Raw genomic sequence first — 14687 nt, 5'->3', positions numbered from 1 at the left:
GGACAGTGAGCGCTATGTACGCACGAATTTCTGGAACTGGGCATTTTCTGCCTGCCACGCGCTTGACCAATCTGGATTTAGAACAGCGCGTCGACACCTCAGACCAATGGATCCGCGAACGCACCGGCATCCGTGAACGACGTATTGCGGACCTCTCTGAGTCAGTCGTCTCTATGAGCGTGCCGGCTTGCCAGCAGGCCCTTGAGGCGGCCGGGCTCAGCGCTGAACAACTGGATATGATTGTAGTCGCGACCACCTCCGCCGAGCGCGCCTTTCCGAGTGCTGCCTGCGAGTTGCAGCATGCTCTTGGGGTTACTAATATTCCTGCCTTTGACGTAGGGGCTGCCTGTGCGGGTTTCATGTTTGCCATGAGTATCGCCGATCAGTACATACGCAATGGGCAGGCAAAACATATTTTGGTGGTTGGCGCGGATGTACTTGCCCGCTTATGCAACCCGAATGATCGCAACACCATTGTTTTATTCGGTGATGGTGCCGGTGCCATGGTATTAAGTGCCAGCGATGAGCCAGGTGTGCTCTCGACCCATTTGCACAGTGCCGGCGAGTTCGCCAGTTTACTTGGCTCTGGTCATACGCCAAGCGTCGACGATGAAGCCTGGTTGTATATGAAGGGCTCCGAGGTTTTCAAAGTAGCGGTCAGTAAGTTAAGTGAACTGGTCAGTGAAACCTTGCAGCATAATAGTATGACCAAGGCTGATCTCGACTGGTTGATTCCGCATCAGGCCAACCGACGCATCATCGAGGCGACAGCAAAGAAACTCAGTATGCCAATGGAACGGGTGGTGATGACGCTGGAGTATACCGGCAATACCTCCGCAGCATCAGTACCTATTGCGCTCGATGTTGCAGTACGTGATGGTCGCGTTCAGCGCGGCCAGCGGCTATTATTGGAAGCATTCGGCGGCGGCTTTGCCTGGGGTTCTGCTCTTGTTGAGTATTAAAGTAGAGTATTGAAATCCGGGTCTCCGCCCCCATAGATTGAGGTGTCCGCACCGCAGAAACGAATAAACGAAAGCGATTAACCTAAACGAACAACAATGAGGCTTTATGGCAGAACGATACGCACTTGTGTTTCCCGGTCAGGGATCACAGACCGCTGGTATGTTGGCTGATCTGGCTGACGAGTACGATGAAGTGAAGCAAACCTTTGCCCAGGCATCCGATGTGCTGGGTTATGACTTGTGGGATCTGGTTCAGTCCAACCCTGAAGACAAGCTCAACCAGACTGAATTTACCCAGCCGGCATTACTGGCAGCCAGCGTGGCCATCTACCGCTGTGTTGAAGATCGGGTCAGTAAGCCTGCGATAATGGCAGGACATAGCCTGGGTGAATATTCTGCGTTAGTCTGTGCAGGTGCGCTGGATTTCCAACAGGCTATTAAATTAGTTCAGCTGCGCGGTCAGGCAATGCAAAAAGCAGTGCCAGAGGGCACCGGCGCTATGGCGGCGGTGATTGGCCTCGACGACGCGGCGATTGAACAAGCCTGTGCTGACGCTGCGCAGGGCGATGTTGTCGCGGCGGTGAATTACAACTCGCCGGGTCAGGTGGTGATCGCGGGGAGCAAAGAGGCAGTAGCCAGAGCAGCGGATGGCTGTAAAGAGGCGGGTGCTAAACGGGTATTGCCGTTACCGGTCAGTGTGCCGTCGCATTGTGAGTTGATGCGGCCCGCGGCTGAAACCCTGGCTTCAGAGTTAAAAGATATCAGTATTAACAAGCCAGCGGTTCGCGTATTGCATAACGTGGATGTGAGCGAAGCACAGGCTGAGCATATCGCCGACAATCTGGTGGCGCAGCTTTATTCACCGGTTCGCTGGACACAAATCATGCAGGCAATTGCCGCTGAAGGTATTACCGAGATTTATGAATTCGGTCCAGGTAAAGTATTAACCGGTTTATGCAAACGGATTGATAAATCGTTAAATGCCAGCGCAGTAAACGATGCAGCGTCGGTGCAACAGTTTTTACAGGAGCAGGAGAGTTAATGTTTTCATTAAATGAACAAGTCGCGCTGGTAACGGGTGCGAGCCGTGGTATCGGTCGTGCCGTTGCCGAAGCGTTAGCTGAGCAGGGTGCCTTTGTTGTGGGTACTGCAACTTCAGAGAAGGGTGCTCAGGCAATTAGTGACTACCTGGGTGAGAAGGGCACAGGGATGGTTCTGAACGTCGCTGATGCAGCCTCAGTCGAGCAGGTCATCAGCGAAATTCAGAAAGTCCATGGCGGGCTTGATATTCTGGTCAATAACGCCGGTATCACGAAAGATAATCTGCTGATGCGGATGAAAGAAGATGACTGGAATGAGGTACTGAATACCAACCTGACGTCGGTATTCCGGACTTGCAAAGCGGTCATGCGTGGGATGATGAAAAAACGCAATGGGCGTATTATTAATATCGGTTCAGTGGTTGGAACAACAGGGAACCCGGGGCAGGCCAATTATTGTGCAGCCAAAGCTGGTTTAGTCGGCTTTACCAAGTCGTTAGCCAAAGAAATTGCAGCGCGCGGCGTCACTGTAAATGCTGTTGCACCGGGTTTTATCGACACTGATATGACCAAGGCCTTGACTGACGAGCAAAAAGAGAGCATTTTTAGCGGTATTCCGGCCGCTCGTTTAGGCAAGCCCGAAGAAATTGCGGCGGCAGTCGTATTTTTAGCATCGCCAGGCGCAGCCTACATTACAGGCGAAACCATTCATGTAAATGGCGGTATGAGCATGGTTTAACGGGTGAAAAATTGCCCTTGCGAGGTAAGACCTCGTGTTGAAAGGGCAATTTTTGCTTTTAACTGATGCTTGGTTTTACTACACTACTCGCAAATTAAGACGAGCTATACCTATTTGAGGGATAACAATGAGCACTATCGAAGAACGCGTAAAAAAAATTATCGTTGAGCAACTGGGCGTTAAAGAAGAAGAAGTAAAGCTTGAAGCTTCTTTTGAAAATGACCTGGGCGCCGATTCTCTGGACACCGTTGAACTGGTGATGGCACTGGAAGAAGAATTCGAAACTGAAATTCCTGACGAAGAAGCAGAGAAAATCCGCACTGTTCAGGCTGCAATTGATTACGTATCTGCTCATTCTGAAGACTAAGCAGTTCCGGTAAAAAAAGGCGGAATGCTTATATTCCGCCTTTTTTTGTGTCTGCAATTCAAGTAATTCGAGCTATAAGATAGAACTATAAAAATAACGGGGACGTGGCAATGACAAAACGACGCGTGGTAGTCACTGGGTTAGGTATGGTAACGCCGCTCGGCCTGAATGCTGATTCAACCTGGTCTGCCTTACTTGACGGGCGCTCTGGGGCGGGCCCGATAGAACACTTTGACACCAGTGCTTTTGCCACTAAGTTTGCCTGTCTGGTTAAAGACTTCGATGTGTCGCAGTATATGTCGGCAAAAGATGCCAAGAAAATGGATGTGTTTATCCAGTACGGCGTGGTTGCGGGGATGGAAGCGGTCGCTGATGCAGGTCTTGAAATTACCGATCACAACCGTCATCGCATTGGCGTGATGGTCAGCTCAGGCATTGGCGGAATTCTTGGTATTGAAGAAAATCACACTAAATTACTAAACAGCGGCCCCCGTCGAGTATCGCCGTTTTTCATACCTGCCTCGATCACGAATATGTTATCGGGTCAGCTGTCGATGCATTATGGTATCACTGGCCCCAGTCTGGCGATTGTAACTGCCTGTACCACAGGTGTGCATAACATTGGTCAGGCGGCTCGTATGATTGCCTACGGCGATGCCGACGTTATGCTGGCAGGGGGCGCTGAAAAAGCCTCCACTGAGCTAGGTATTGGCGGCTTTAATGCTGCACGGGCACTCTCCACGCGGAACGATGACCCTCAGGCTGCCAGCCGTCCTTTTGATGCCGACCGTGATGGCTTTGTGCTCGGTGATGGCGCTGGTGTGGTAGTGCTGGAAGAGTACGAACAGGCGAAAAAACGCGGAGCCCGGATTTACGCCGAACTAACTGGTTTCGGAATGAGTTCAGATGCCTATCATATGACCCTGCCACCGGCCGATGGCCGTGGTGCCGCCGCGTCAATGAATAATGCGTTGCACGACGCAGGCATCAACCCGCAGCAAGTTGGTTACATCAATGCCCACGGCACCTCGACCGGGGCAGGAGATATTGCTGAAACCCAGGCGATTAAGTCGGTATTCAACGAGGCTGCATATCAAATCCCGGTAAGCTCGACAAAGTCGATGACCGGTCATTTGCTTGGGGCTGCAGGGGCAGTTGAGGCCATTTTCAGTATTCAGTCGCTGTATTACCAAAAAGTGCCACCGACCATTAACCTGGACAATCCGGACGCTGACTGTGATTTAGACTATGTGCCACATACGGCACGGGATCTGGCATTTGATGTCAGCTTATGTAATTCTTTCGGCTTTGGTGGTACCAATGGCTCGTTGCTATTTAGCCGAGTCTAGCTGTTAAAGGAGCCTGTGTTGACGCAAATCCTGCTGAATGGCAAACCTGCCGAGTCCATTGCATTGCAGGATCGGGGGTTGTTGTATGGCGACGGTTTTTTTACCACCATCCGCCTGCTCGATGGCGAGCCTCAGCTTTGGGAGCGTCATCAGCAGCGTTTACTGCTCACCGCGCAACGCCTGCGTTTTGAATTGGCTGATAGTCGTTTGCTTATGCAGCAATGTTTGCAGGAGTGTCGTCAACTTGGAGCAGACAGCGCAGAGTGCGGGGTACGTATTACGCTGACCCGGGGCACAGGCGGCCGGGGTTACCAGGCGCCGGCAACCAGTCAACCCCAGCGTATTTTGAGCCGCATGGCGGTACCAGCGCATTATGCTGAATGGCGACGACAGGGCATCGCGCTACAACTGAGCCAACAGACCCTTGCGATTCAACCTATGCTCGCTGGATTAAAAACCTTGAATCGTCTGGAACAAGTACTGCTGAAGCAGGAGTTGGCCGAGACGGACAACGCGGATGAGTTAATTGTCTGTGACAGCAACGGTTTTGTCTGTGAAAGCACAGCGTCAAATCTGTTTTGGCGGCGCCACAATACTTGGTACACTAGCAAACTTGATAAAAGTGGTATCAAAGGTGTAGTACGGGCTGAGTTGCTCGCTCACAACTCGGTCGCGCAGGGCGATTATCCACTGCACCACCTGCAGCAGGCTGAACAGGCCTTTATTTGTAACTCGCTGATGGGGCTGGTACCGGTTCACACCATAATGGGCCGGCGATTACCCCAGACCGCGGACTATCCAGACCAACTTACTACGCGCTTAAATGAGGGCCGTTAACAGCATGGCACGACTACTGAAGTATATTTTGATTCTGTTGGTGCTGGGCGCATTACTGGCCGGGGGATCGGTTGCTGCGCTTTATTGGTGGTTTAATCAACCCCGCGTCACCATGCAGGAAGCCGATCTGTTTTCGCCTGTGTTGTTCGAAGTGCCGCGTGGTTCTAACGGTCGTCAACTGACAGAAAAGCTGGCAGCCGAAGGCTATATAGAACACAGCCTGATGAATTATGTGGCGGCGCGCTTGTTTATGAATGCCGACCATATCCGCGCCGGTGTCTATGCCGTACACCCGGCCGATAGCCCACGTTCGATTTGGCACCGGGTGGTGAACGGACAACAGCACTTGTTTCAAATGACCTTTATCGAAGGCAGTGAATTTAGTCAGTGGCGCGATCAGCTTGCTACGCACGATTATCTGGAAACGGTGACTGAGGGCCTCACTGACCAGGATATTGTCGCGATGATTGATCCGGATGCGCCAGCACAACATCCGGAAGGACTTTTCTTTCCCGACACCTATCGTTTTACCGCAGGCACTACGGATCTGCAGTTGCTGCGTCAGGCGTATGGCCGAATGCAGCAAACCCTTGACGAATTATGGGCTGAGCGACAAGACGGGTTGCCGATAAGCGCTCCGTATCAGGCACTGATTCTGGCATCCATTGTGGAAAAAGAAACGGGTGCGACGCATGAGCGAGGTTTAGTTGCCTCGGTATTTGTAAACCGGCTCCACACCGGGATGCGACTGCAGTCGGACCCGACCATTATTTATGGGCTGGGGGATGATTATCGGGGCGTTATTTACCGCTCTGATATAAACCAGTATACGCCTTACAACACTTACCGAATTAATGGTTTACCACCAACACCGATTGCGATGCCGGGCTACGAAGCGATCCGCGCAACCCTGAACCCGGAGCAATCGGACTATTTCTATTTTGTCAGTAGCAACGATGGTCAGCATATATTTTCGCGTACGCTGGAAGAACATAACCGGGCGGTTTATCAGTATCAGAGGAACCAATGAGCGGTCAGTTTATTGTCATCGAAGGTCTTGAAGGCGCGGGTAAGAGCACGGCTGTTGCTTGCCTTGAAGAGGTCCTCAACCAGGCCGGGATCCGCCATGTCCATGTTCGCGAGCCTGGCGGTACTCCTATGGCCGAAGCGTTGCGCGAGCTGGTCAAGGGAGACTGGGAGGAAACGGTCAGCGCAGATGCTGAACTACTCATTATGTATGCGGCCCGTTTGCAGTTGGTGGAAAATGTAATTAAGCCAAACCTGGCAGCGGACACCTGGGTCGTTGGTGACCGCCATGACTTGTCATCACAGGCCTATCAGGGCGGAGGGCGCCAGTTGGGGCGCGCCAAACTGCAGGCATTGCGGGATATTACCTTAGGTGATTTTAAGCCGTCGTTAACCCTGTATCTGGATATTCAGCCCGAAGTAGGGCTTCAGCGCGCGCTAGGCCGTGGCCAGTTGGACCGTATCGAACAGGAAGACATCAGTTTTTTTCAACGGACCCGTAACCGCTACCTCGAGCTGGCCAGCGAAGACCCGACGATTAAGGTGATTGATGCGGGCCAGCCGTTGCATGAGGTAAGTGCAAGTATTCGTCAGCAGGTTGAACAATTTTTGCAGGGTTTATCAAGCGCATGAAACTACCCTGGTTACGAGCGACCTGGCAAGCCTTAATGCAGGCGGCGCAGAATCAGCGCTTAAGCCATGGTTTGGCGATAATCTGGAACCCTCAGCTTGGCAGCGATCGTTTGCTCGACCAGCTCAGCCAGTGGCTGTTATGCCAGCACTCAGAGGGGCAGATGAAAGCCTGCGGGCAGTGTAAAAGCTGTTTGTTGTGGCATGCTCAGGGACACCCGGATTACCACCGTATCGGCGACAATGATGACAGTAGCATTGGAGTTGATGCGATTCGCCAGTTGCAACAGCGTCTCAGTACCTCGGCCAATCAGGGCGGTCATAAAGTTGCGGTGATAGCCGAAGCGGAAAAACTTACCGTGGCGGCTGCCAATGCCTTGTTAAAAACACTCGAGGAACCCCCCGCAGCGACTACTATTATTGTCGCCAGTCGGCGTTATCAGGCGCTGTTACCAACGATCCGCAGTCGCTTGCAGTATTACCCAGTCACCCGTCCGGGTATAACCCAGCTAGCACAGTGGCTAACCCAATATGGGGAGCAGCCGGTGAATGCGACTGAGACCTTGCGAGTCTGGTGTGATGCGCCCCTGACCGCGCTGGAGCGGCTTGGTCAGGGTACATTGCAAAGCGCCAATAGCATGGCTGGTGTGCTTGGTGGAGAGACACCGGATACAAAGTCCTGGGCGAGTAAAGAAGGCGCTCTGGGCGCACTCGATGATATGGAACGTTTACTGCGTGATACGTTGTGCTATCAGCAGACACATAATGAAAGCCTGCTGATCGACGCGGATGGCCTGATGCAAAGCGGGCTTGTAGGGGACACCCGGGAACCGGTTGCAACCTCGGCGCTGAATGATTTCTTACAACAGTGTCATCAGTTAAGAGCGCGTCTGCGCCAGCAAAGCGGCCTCAATACGCAGCTGGCTATTCAGCAATTGCTAAATCAGCTGCGCCAGCTTGCTCAGCGTTGATAGTTGACTAGCAGTAGCCATTCTAAATGAAGTGGAAGCCCTTATTATGTTTGTAGATTCCCATTGTCACCTGGATAAAATAAAGCGCGTCGAAGAGCTCGGTCTTGAGACGGTACTGAATGATGCAGCGGCTGCCAAGGTTGAGCATATGCTTTGTGTTGGCGTAACCCTGGATGACTTCTATCCGATGGCCGAGCTGATAGCTGGTCGCTCTAACATTAGTATGTCCTGCGGCCTTCACCCCTTGTATGTAGCTAAGAATCGCGTCGACTACGACGAACTAACCACTATTTGCCAGCGAGACGATGTGGTAGCGGTGGGTGAGACCGGGCTGGATTACTACTATGATAAAGACAATCACCACACCCAGCAGGAAAGTTTTGCTAAGCATATTGAACTTGCCAACCAGGTAAACAAGCCATTGATTATCCACACCCGCGACGCTCGCGAGGACACTATTGCGATGCTCAAAGAAGGGCGTGCTGAGCAATGTCGTGGCGTGCTGCATTGCTTTACCGAAAATCAGTGGATGGCCGAGCGAGCACTGGAACTTGATTTCTATATCTCGATTTCCGGCATTGTCACCTTTGCCAGCGCCTCTGAACTGCGCGAGGTGGTAAAATCAGTGCCATTGCAACGTTTGCTGATAGAAACTGATGCACCCTGGCTGGCTCCGGTGCCACACCGCGGCAAGGAGAACCAGCCTGCTTATGTAACTGAAGTCGCCAAATGCATTGCTGAGCTAAAAAATATTGAGGTTGAAGAAGTGGCAGCGGTCACCAAGGATAACTTCTATGAGCTTTTTCAGCAGGCAAAGGCGGGCGCTTAACGTCGGGCAGAAAAAAAAGGCTCGGGGCCAGGGGGACCCCGAGCTCAGGGGAATGGCTCAATGGGATTGAGCCGTGCGCTAACTGGTGCAGAATTTGTACAATTTGAGTGTAGAACAGAGTTTATATTTTGCTAGTTTTTTAACCTGATAATGCAAAAAAAGACAACATTAGTTGAGCTTACCCGGTCATTTAGTATAGAAGCTGCTCACTGCGCTTTTTATCTGCTACTCCATTCTGTATTCTTATCTAATATAAGCAGTTATTAAGGTACGGTAGTGAAATCAGTGGCACGTCGTTTGTCGACGCGACTTTATTGGATCGTAGGTTTGTGTGTCACTCTGACTGTGCTTATTCTGATCAGTGTGTCAATGAGTGTGCAGCAGCGTACGTTGATAGCGCAGGCTGAAGCTAAACTTACGCAAACCGCAGACGTTTTTAAAACAACGCTGGATGTGATTCTTCTGACCCGCCAGGAGGCGCTTCGCAACCTGGCAGCGAATTTGAGCCGTTGGCAGGACAATACCCATCCGATGCTTGAAGATGAAGCGGCGCTGAAGCAGCTGTTCGACCATTTGTGGGTCGTTGATGCCCGTGGCAGAGTGGTCGATGAATATCCGAAGCTTGGTGCACTGGATGAAAATCTAAGCATTGAGCGCAATGCCATGTTTCTTCGTGCTCAGCAAAGCGATGATTATTTTCTTACCTCCCCGCAGAACTCCTATTACACCAGCGAATTGATTGTCAATGCAGTGGTGCCTGTTCGAGATGCTGACGGCTCCTTTGCCGGTGCTGTGGTGGGTGCATTCTCGCTGCATAATAATATGGTGCTGAACCGTATTATTACCACGCCTATCGGGCGTAACGGCTATGTGGCTATTGTGAATCGGCAGGCGCAGGTTATTGCCCATCCGGAGCCACGCATGGTGGGGATGCCATTGGGGGATGATTTTGAGTTTCTGCAAGGTGCCATCTCAGACTCCAGCCAGCAGACAGGTATGACCGAAGATGCGCAAGGTACCGAAAGTATACAGGTTGTGCGTTCGCTGGCCGGAGGCGATTGGTTCCTGGTTACCTCACTAAGCCTTGCCGAAGCAATGCAGCCAGTGCATCAGCTGCGCCGGGTGCAATGGATAGTGGGGGGAATTACGATAGTCATGAGCTTGCTGTTTTTGACCTGGATCGTGCGTACCTCGTTACGCCCCTTAGTCAGACTGCAAAATGAAGTATCCGCAATTAAAGAAGGGCGCCTGATCCAGCTTACCGAACCGGGCCTGGATGAACTGCGTCAGTTAGTCTTTCGTTTCAATGGCCTGTTGGCACAAAATGAGGCGGCTCAACATGCCTTGCAGCAGCGCCAGGCCTATCTTGATCAGATCCTGAAAACCTCGTCGGCGGGTCTGTTTATGGCCGATGTAACTGGTCAGATTGAATATGTTAACCCTCGATTAACCACGATTACCGGCTTCAACGCCCGTGAATTGCAGCAAAGTGGCTTTTTGCCGCATCTTAGCGGTATTCACCGTGACCGCTTTGCCCAACGGGTTCATTTAGCATTGGAAGAAGAAGCCTCGCTTAGCCTGGAGCTGGAAATGCGTCACAGTGAGGGGCAGTTGCTTTGGCTGAGTCTGGAAACGGCCCCGGTCTTTTCCGAAGGGCTCTGCATTGGCCATGTGGGCACCGTCACTGATATCACGGCCCAGCAGCAAAAGATTGAAGCCCTGCGCCATGCCGCTCACGAGGATACGCTCACCGGGCTATTGAATCGCCGCGGTATCGAAAAAGCGATGCAAAATCTGTTTATTGAAGCCCGCTCCAATCAACAGGCACTGATGGTATTGGCTCTTGATCTGGATAACTTCAAGCAATTAAATGACGACTACGGTCATGCGTTTGGCGATTCAATTTTGAAAAATGTTGCTGCCATGCTGCGTCGCTTTACCCGTGACAGCGATGTGTTGGGTCGTCTTGGTGGCGATGAATTCGTTATTTTTTTACCAAACTGTCCGTTGCAACAAGGGGAACGTATTGCCAGTGAACTGGTTCGTGCGATCGGTAACCTTAAAGATACTAAAGGGACTGTCTTACCGGTAACGGTCAGCATTGGCGTTGCCGCCCTGCAGGAAGACGACAGTTCGGTTGCAATGTTGCTGGGTCGTGCAGATATTGCGGCCTACGAAGCTAAGCATGCAGGCCGCAATCAGTGGGCTACCGCGTCTGATTAGACAGCGATTAATGGTCTTTTAACAGCCGTTCCTGTCTATTGGGTGGATTACTGGTCAGTTCGCCACGCAACGACTGTTCCAGCGCAGCTTTCAGATCATGACCACGCATATCACAGCTAAGCAGATAGTGCAGTTTAGTCAAAGCGGCCTCAATGGTCATGTCATGACCGCTAATCACGCCAATATCCGCTAAGGCGTTGCCAGTCGCATAGCCTTCCATGTTCACTGTGCCTTTGTAGCACTGTGTACAGTTAAGCACCACCACCTGTCGCTCAATGGCACGGCGCAAGCTATCCAGCAATCCAGCACTTTGAGGTGCATTGCCAACCCCGTAGCTGAGCAGAACCAGTGCTTTAACCGGTTGCTGCACCAGGCTGTCGATGATCGCGGGACTCATCCCCGGATACAGGGTGACCACACCAATGTCCTGGGGGGTTACTGACTGCACCCGTAAGGATGATTTAATATTTTGCGCCAGTTCGGTGTTCAGCACCTCAATTTCTATGCCTGCTTTAACCAGTGGCGGGCAGTTTGGAGATGAAAATGCATCGAAACCATCGGCGTCAGATTTGGTAGCGCGGTTACCACGAAAGAGGCGATTATTAAAAAACAACGTCACTTCGTGAATAGGGTAGTAGGCTGCGATATACAGAGCATTCAACAGGTTGATCTGACCATCCGAGCGCAACGCCGCTAACGGGATCTGGGACCCCGTGATAATGACTGGTTTATCCAGATCTTCAAACATAAAGGATAATGCGGACGCGGTGTAGGCCATGGTATCTGTGCCATGCAACACCACGAAAGCGTCGTAATGGGCATAATTAGTCTGAATATCTTCGGCGATTCGCTGCCAGTCAGCCGGCGCCATATCTGACGAATCCATTAATGGATTGTATTCATGAATGACAAACTCGGGCATTTCCGGACGCGTAAATTCGGGAAGGCTGGCGACGGTTTCGGTCAGAAATCCCGGCGCAGGGACATAGCCCTGCGCCGATTTTTTCATCCCGATAGTACCGCCCGTGTAGGCAATATAAACCTTCTTACGAGAAGTCTGTGAAATCACTAGTCAACCTTACATTGCAGGCAGCGCATATAAACGCCTTCCTGATCATTAAACTGGTTGAGGATTTTCACATCTTGCCACACTTGCAGCAATGCTTTTTCGGCCAGACCTGATGGTTGAACTGCCGCTTCGCGTTCTGGCAGCCAGGTCATCGCAGTACCAAACATTTCAGCCACGAAGGCTTCTGCAGGGCTAAGGTGGGTTTCAGGCCAGCTTACTTTAAAACTGTCCGCTTCCAGCTCGGCTAACTCCGCAACGCGGGCTATCGCCAGATCAATTTCACCCAGCGCGTCGACCAGGCCCAGATCCAGTGCTGCCTGTCCGGTCCAGACACGACCCTGAGCAACCTCATGAACTTCAGCGGTTGTCATGTTGCGTGCATCCGCAACCAGGGTTAAAAATTGTTGGTACACTTGCTCAATCGAGTTCTGAATGAGCTGCTCTGCGGCAGGCTCAAGTTGCTTAGCAGTGTTGAAGTAGGGCATTTCAGTGGTCGACAGGCCGTCCATATTAACGCCGATATGCTCAAGGCTGTCTTCGAACGTAAGGAACAGGCCAAAGACACCAATGGAGCCGGTAATGGTGGTCGGTGCTGCAATAATTTCATCGGCACCTGCTGCGATCCAATAGCCGCCTGATGCCGCAGTAGAGCTCATTGAGGCTACTACTGGTTTACCGGCTTCACGCAGTTCGACGATTTCCTGACGAATAATCTCTGAGGCAAAGGCACTGCCACCAGGGCTGTCAATGCGCAAAACCACAGCTTTCACATTGTCATTGAGGCGAGCTTCACGAAGTTCAGCGGCCAGACTATCGCCACCAATCTCGCCGGCGCGACGTGAGCCGTCCATGATCGCGCCACGACCGACAATAACCGCAACTTCTGGTTGCCCGGTTTCACCAATTTGTGGGCGTTGGGCAGCACGTAATGCGTGCTGGTAGTCCTCGAGAGTAATATGGCGATAGGTATTCTTGTCTGTATCCAGCCCTGCCATATTGATTAAATCAACCCGCATTTCCTCGCGGCTTGCCAGTCGGTCAACCAGACCGCTGTCTAAAGCCATCTGGGCCTGATCGTTGCCAGAGCGCTCAAACACCCGCATGAAATCTTCAATCCGACCTGAGGCGATTTCAGGGGCGATGTCACGATGCAATTGAACACCGTTGAGGTACTGTGTCCACAGCTCATTTAACCAGGCTTGGTTCGCTTCCCGGGCTTCGGCGGACATGTCTTCGCGCATGAAAGGCTCGACCGCCGACTTATATTGGCCGACCTGAAAAATGTGCTGGTTGATCTTAAGTTTTTCCAGCAGATTCTTGAAATACATCTGATAGTAATGGAAACCTTCGATATTGACCGCGCCCATTGGATTCAGGTACAGAGTATCGGCGTGGCTTGCCAGGTAGTACTGGCTCTGCGTGTAATAGTCTCCAACTGCAAAGACAGGGCGGCCACTTTCACGAAACGCATTCAGCCGTTCGCCGACCATTTGCATTTTACTCAGCCCGCCACCTGAAAAGTGGCGCAGGTCGAGGACAATCCCGCCAATCCGCTCATCGTTAATCGCTTCATTAATAGTGGCGACTAAATGATGTACATTCACTTCAGGAATTTCGGGGCCGCTGTTAAAAGCTTCCTGGAAAAACATATCGAAAGGCGCAACATAGGTTTCTTCTTCAACCAGGATGCCATGGGGGTTTATAACCAGCAGGCCATCTTCAGGCACTTCAGGAATATCTTCACCTGTGCTTAACACAGTAATAAAGAGAATCAAAAGAACAAAGAAAATTACATTAAGTAAAACAATTCGCGTGGCATTAATGATCCGCCACAGCTTGCTCAAGAGGTTGCGCAATAATTTCATAAGAATCCACAAGTAAAAATAGGGGAGTCTATGTTAACCAACTTAAGGCGTTAGTACAGCTTAAACTTTGTAACAAAAGACTTCGTTTATGCTATGTTTGCGGCTTTCCGAAGCTAGTTACCAAGGTAGATTCCCATGCAGGCGATAGACTTACTGACCCAGCGCTCTTCAATGCCTCGTTTGATTGCACCGGCTCCGGATGAGGCGGCGTTGCAACTTATTCAACGGGCTGCATTGCGGGTGCCCGATCATATGAATTTGCTGCCGTTTCGCTGCCAGTTACTGGCCGGCGATGAATTGGTCAACTTAGGTCTGCTCTTTCAGCGAGCCTGCGAGCAGGAGAGTGGTTTTAATCTTCGCGATCGGGAACGCGCGGGGCAGTTACCATTACGAGCGCCGTTGATTATTGTCGTTAGCACCGATTATAAGGAACATCCTGCGGTGCCACGGCAAGAACAGTTTGCCAGTGCAGCCTGTGCAACGATGGCGATGCAACAGGCCTGCTTTGCGCTGGACTATGGTGCTATCTGGCGCACAGGGTCTTACGCTGAATCGACAGTGGTTAAGAAAGGACTTGGTATTCGTAGCGACAATGACCTGGTTGGCTTCCTCTATGTTGGCACGCCTGCGGTTCCAACCCCTATCAAACCTGAACGCGAAGCCTCGCTGTTGCAATGGACGAGACTAAAGCTGGATGAATAAAGTGAATATTAATATCAAATAACTGAATAAAAATTCTTTACAGCCGCATTTGTATCCCGTATTCTGCTGCCATTGGTT

The 14687-nt window shown here is 51.5% G+C and carries 14 protein-coding genes; 12 read left to right on the top strand and 2 right to left on the bottom strand.

Annotation, left to right across the window (positions count from 1 at the left end):
• Positions 1 to 14: 14 nt before the first annotated feature.
• The 11 genes from CWE14_RS03180 to CWE14_RS03130 all read left to right on the top strand — a co-directional run bounded on the left by CWE14_RS03180 (position 15) and on the right by CWE14_RS03130 (position 10973).
• Positions 15 to 962, top strand: coding sequence for a beta-ketoacyl-ACP synthase III (locus CWE14_RS03180; RefSeq protein WP_126798038.1), 948 nt, complete (start codon positions 15 to 17; stop codon positions 960 to 962).
• Between the two features lie 106 nt (positions 963 to 1068).
• Positions 1069 to 2004, top strand: a complete 936-nt coding sequence (fabD, locus tag CWE14_RS03175) for an ACP S-malonyltransferase (RefSeq protein WP_126798037.1) — start codon at positions 1069 to 1071, stop codon at positions 2002 to 2004.
• Positions 2004 to 2741, top strand: a complete 738-nt coding sequence (gene fabG, locus CWE14_RS03170; protein ID WP_126787855.1) for a 3-oxoacyl-ACP reductase FabG — start codon at positions 2004 to 2006, stop codon at positions 2739 to 2741. Before fabD ends, fabG begins: the two co-directional genes overlap by 1 nt.
• A gap of 127 nt (positions 2742 to 2868) precedes the next feature.
• Positions 2869 to 3108, top strand: coding sequence for an acyl carrier protein (gene acpP / locus CWE14_RS03165; protein ID WP_126787857.1), 240 nt, complete (start codon positions 2869 to 2871; stop codon positions 3106 to 3108).
• A 110-nt stretch (positions 3109 to 3218) separates the two neighbouring features.
• The gene (fabF, locus tag CWE14_RS03160; protein WP_126798036.1) at positions 3219 to 4457 is read left to right on the top strand and encodes a beta-ketoacyl-ACP synthase II; all 1239 of its coding nucleotides are present in this window, start codon (positions 3219 to 3221) and stop codon (positions 4455 to 4457) included.
• A gap of 15 nt (positions 4458 to 4472) precedes the next feature.
• A complete protein-coding gene (gene pabC, locus CWE14_RS03155; protein ID WP_157981772.1) occupies positions 4473 to 5294 on the top strand; it encodes an aminodeoxychorismate lyase in 822 nt (273 codons plus the stop codon).
• Between the two features lie 4 nt (positions 5295 to 5298).
• Positions 5299 to 6324, top strand: coding sequence for an endolytic transglycosylase MltG (gene mltG, locus CWE14_RS03150; RefSeq protein WP_126798034.1), 1026 nt, complete (start codon positions 5299 to 5301; stop codon positions 6322 to 6324).
• A complete protein-coding gene (tmk, locus tag CWE14_RS03145) occupies positions 6321 to 6953 on the top strand; it encodes a dTMP kinase (protein ID WP_126798033.1) in 633 nt (210 codons plus the stop codon). Before mltG ends, tmk begins: the two co-directional genes overlap by 4 nt.
• Positions 6950 to 7921: a DNA polymerase III subunit delta' gene (locus CWE14_RS03140; protein WP_126798032.1), complete on the top strand. Its 972-nt coding sequence runs from the start codon at positions 6950 to 6952 to the stop codon at positions 7919 to 7921. Before tmk ends, CWE14_RS03140 begins: the two co-directional genes overlap by 4 nt.
• A gap of 46 nt (positions 7922 to 7967) precedes the next feature.
• The gene (locus CWE14_RS03135; RefSeq protein WP_126798031.1) at positions 7968 to 8750 is read left to right on the top strand and encodes a TatD family hydrolase; all 783 of its coding nucleotides are present in this window, start codon (positions 7968 to 7970) and stop codon (positions 8748 to 8750) included.
• Positions 8751 to 9026: 276 nt separating this feature from the next.
• Positions 9027 to 10973, top strand: coding sequence for a sensor domain-containing diguanylate cyclase (locus CWE14_RS03130; RefSeq protein ID WP_126798030.1), 1947 nt, complete (start codon positions 9027 to 9029; stop codon positions 10971 to 10973).
• Positions 10974 to 10980: 7 nt separating this feature from the next.
• Here CWE14_RS03130 and ansA read toward each other — a convergent pair whose 3' ends face one another.
• A complete protein-coding gene (gene ansA / locus CWE14_RS03125; protein WP_126798164.1) occupies positions 10981 to 11982 on the bottom strand; it encodes an asparaginase in 1002 nt (333 codons plus the stop codon).
• 59 nt (positions 11983 to 12041) lie between these two features.
• Positions 12042 to 13907 carry a signal peptide peptidase SppA gene (sppA, locus tag CWE14_RS03120; RefSeq protein ID WP_126798029.1) on the bottom strand — a complete coding sequence of 622 codons (1866 nt, stop codon included), beginning with the start codon at positions 13905 to 13907 and terminating at the stop codon, positions 12042 to 12044.
• A gap of 135 nt (positions 13908 to 14042) precedes the next feature.
• Here sppA and CWE14_RS03115 point away from each other — a divergent pair, with 135 nt between their 5' ends.
• Positions 14043 to 14609, top strand: coding sequence for a nitroreductase family protein (locus tag CWE14_RS03115; protein ID WP_126798028.1), 567 nt, complete (start codon positions 14043 to 14045; stop codon positions 14607 to 14609).
• Positions 14610 to 14687 lie beyond the last annotated feature (78 nt).

It is taken from the genome of Aliidiomarina soli, from assembly GCF_003986975.1.
Classification (GTDB): Bacteria; Pseudomonadota; Gammaproteobacteria; order Enterobacterales; family Alteromonadaceae; genus Aliidiomarina; species Aliidiomarina soli.
Note: the sequence above shows the minus strand (reverse complement) of the source record. Positions and strands in the feature narration are given on the sequence as shown.

Bases quoted from the DNA above. Each gene is read 5' to 3' on its own strand.
- CWE14_RS03180 (WP_126798038.1), top strand. From the start codon at position 15: ATGTACGCACGAATTTCTGGAACTGGGCATTTTCTGCCTGCCACGCGC.
- tmk (WP_126798033.1), top strand. From the start codon at position 6,321: ATGAGCGGTCAGTTTATTGTCATCGAAGGTCTTGAAGGCGCGGGTAAG.
- fabG (WP_126787855.1), top strand. From the start codon at position 2,004: ATGTTTTCATTAAATGAACAAGTCGCGCTGGTAACGGGTGCGAGCCGT.
- sppA (WP_126798029.1), bottom strand. From the start codon at position 13,907: ATGAAATTATTGCGCAACCTCTTGAGCAAGCTGTGGCGGATCATTAAT.
- CWE14_RS03115 (WP_126798028.1), top strand. From the start codon at position 14,043: ATGCAGGCGATAGACTTACTGACCCAGCGCTCTTCAATGCCTCGTTTG.
- ansA (WP_126798164.1), bottom strand. From the start codon at position 11,982: ATGAAAAAATCGGCGCAGGGCTATGTCCCTGCGCCGGGATTTCTGACC.
- mltG (WP_126798034.1), top strand. From the start codon at position 5,299: ATGGCACGACTACTGAAGTATATTTTGATTCTGTTGGTGCTGGGCGCA.
- fabF (WP_126798036.1), top strand. From the start codon at position 3,219: ATGACAAAACGACGCGTGGTAGTCACTGGGTTAGGTATGGTAACGCCG.
- fabD (WP_126798037.1), top strand. From the start codon at position 1,069: ATGGCAGAACGATACGCACTTGTGTTTCCCGGTCAGGGATCACAGACC.
- CWE14_RS03140 (WP_126798032.1), top strand. From the start codon at position 6,950: ATGAAACTACCCTGGTTACGAGCGACCTGGCAAGCCTTAATGCAGGCG.
- acpP (WP_126787857.1), top strand. From the start codon at position 2,869: ATGAGCACTATCGAAGAACGCGTAAAAAAAATTATCGTTGAGCAACTG.
- CWE14_RS03135 (WP_126798031.1), top strand. From the start codon at position 7,968: ATGTTTGTAGATTCCCATTGTCACCTGGATAAAATAAAGCGCGTCGAA.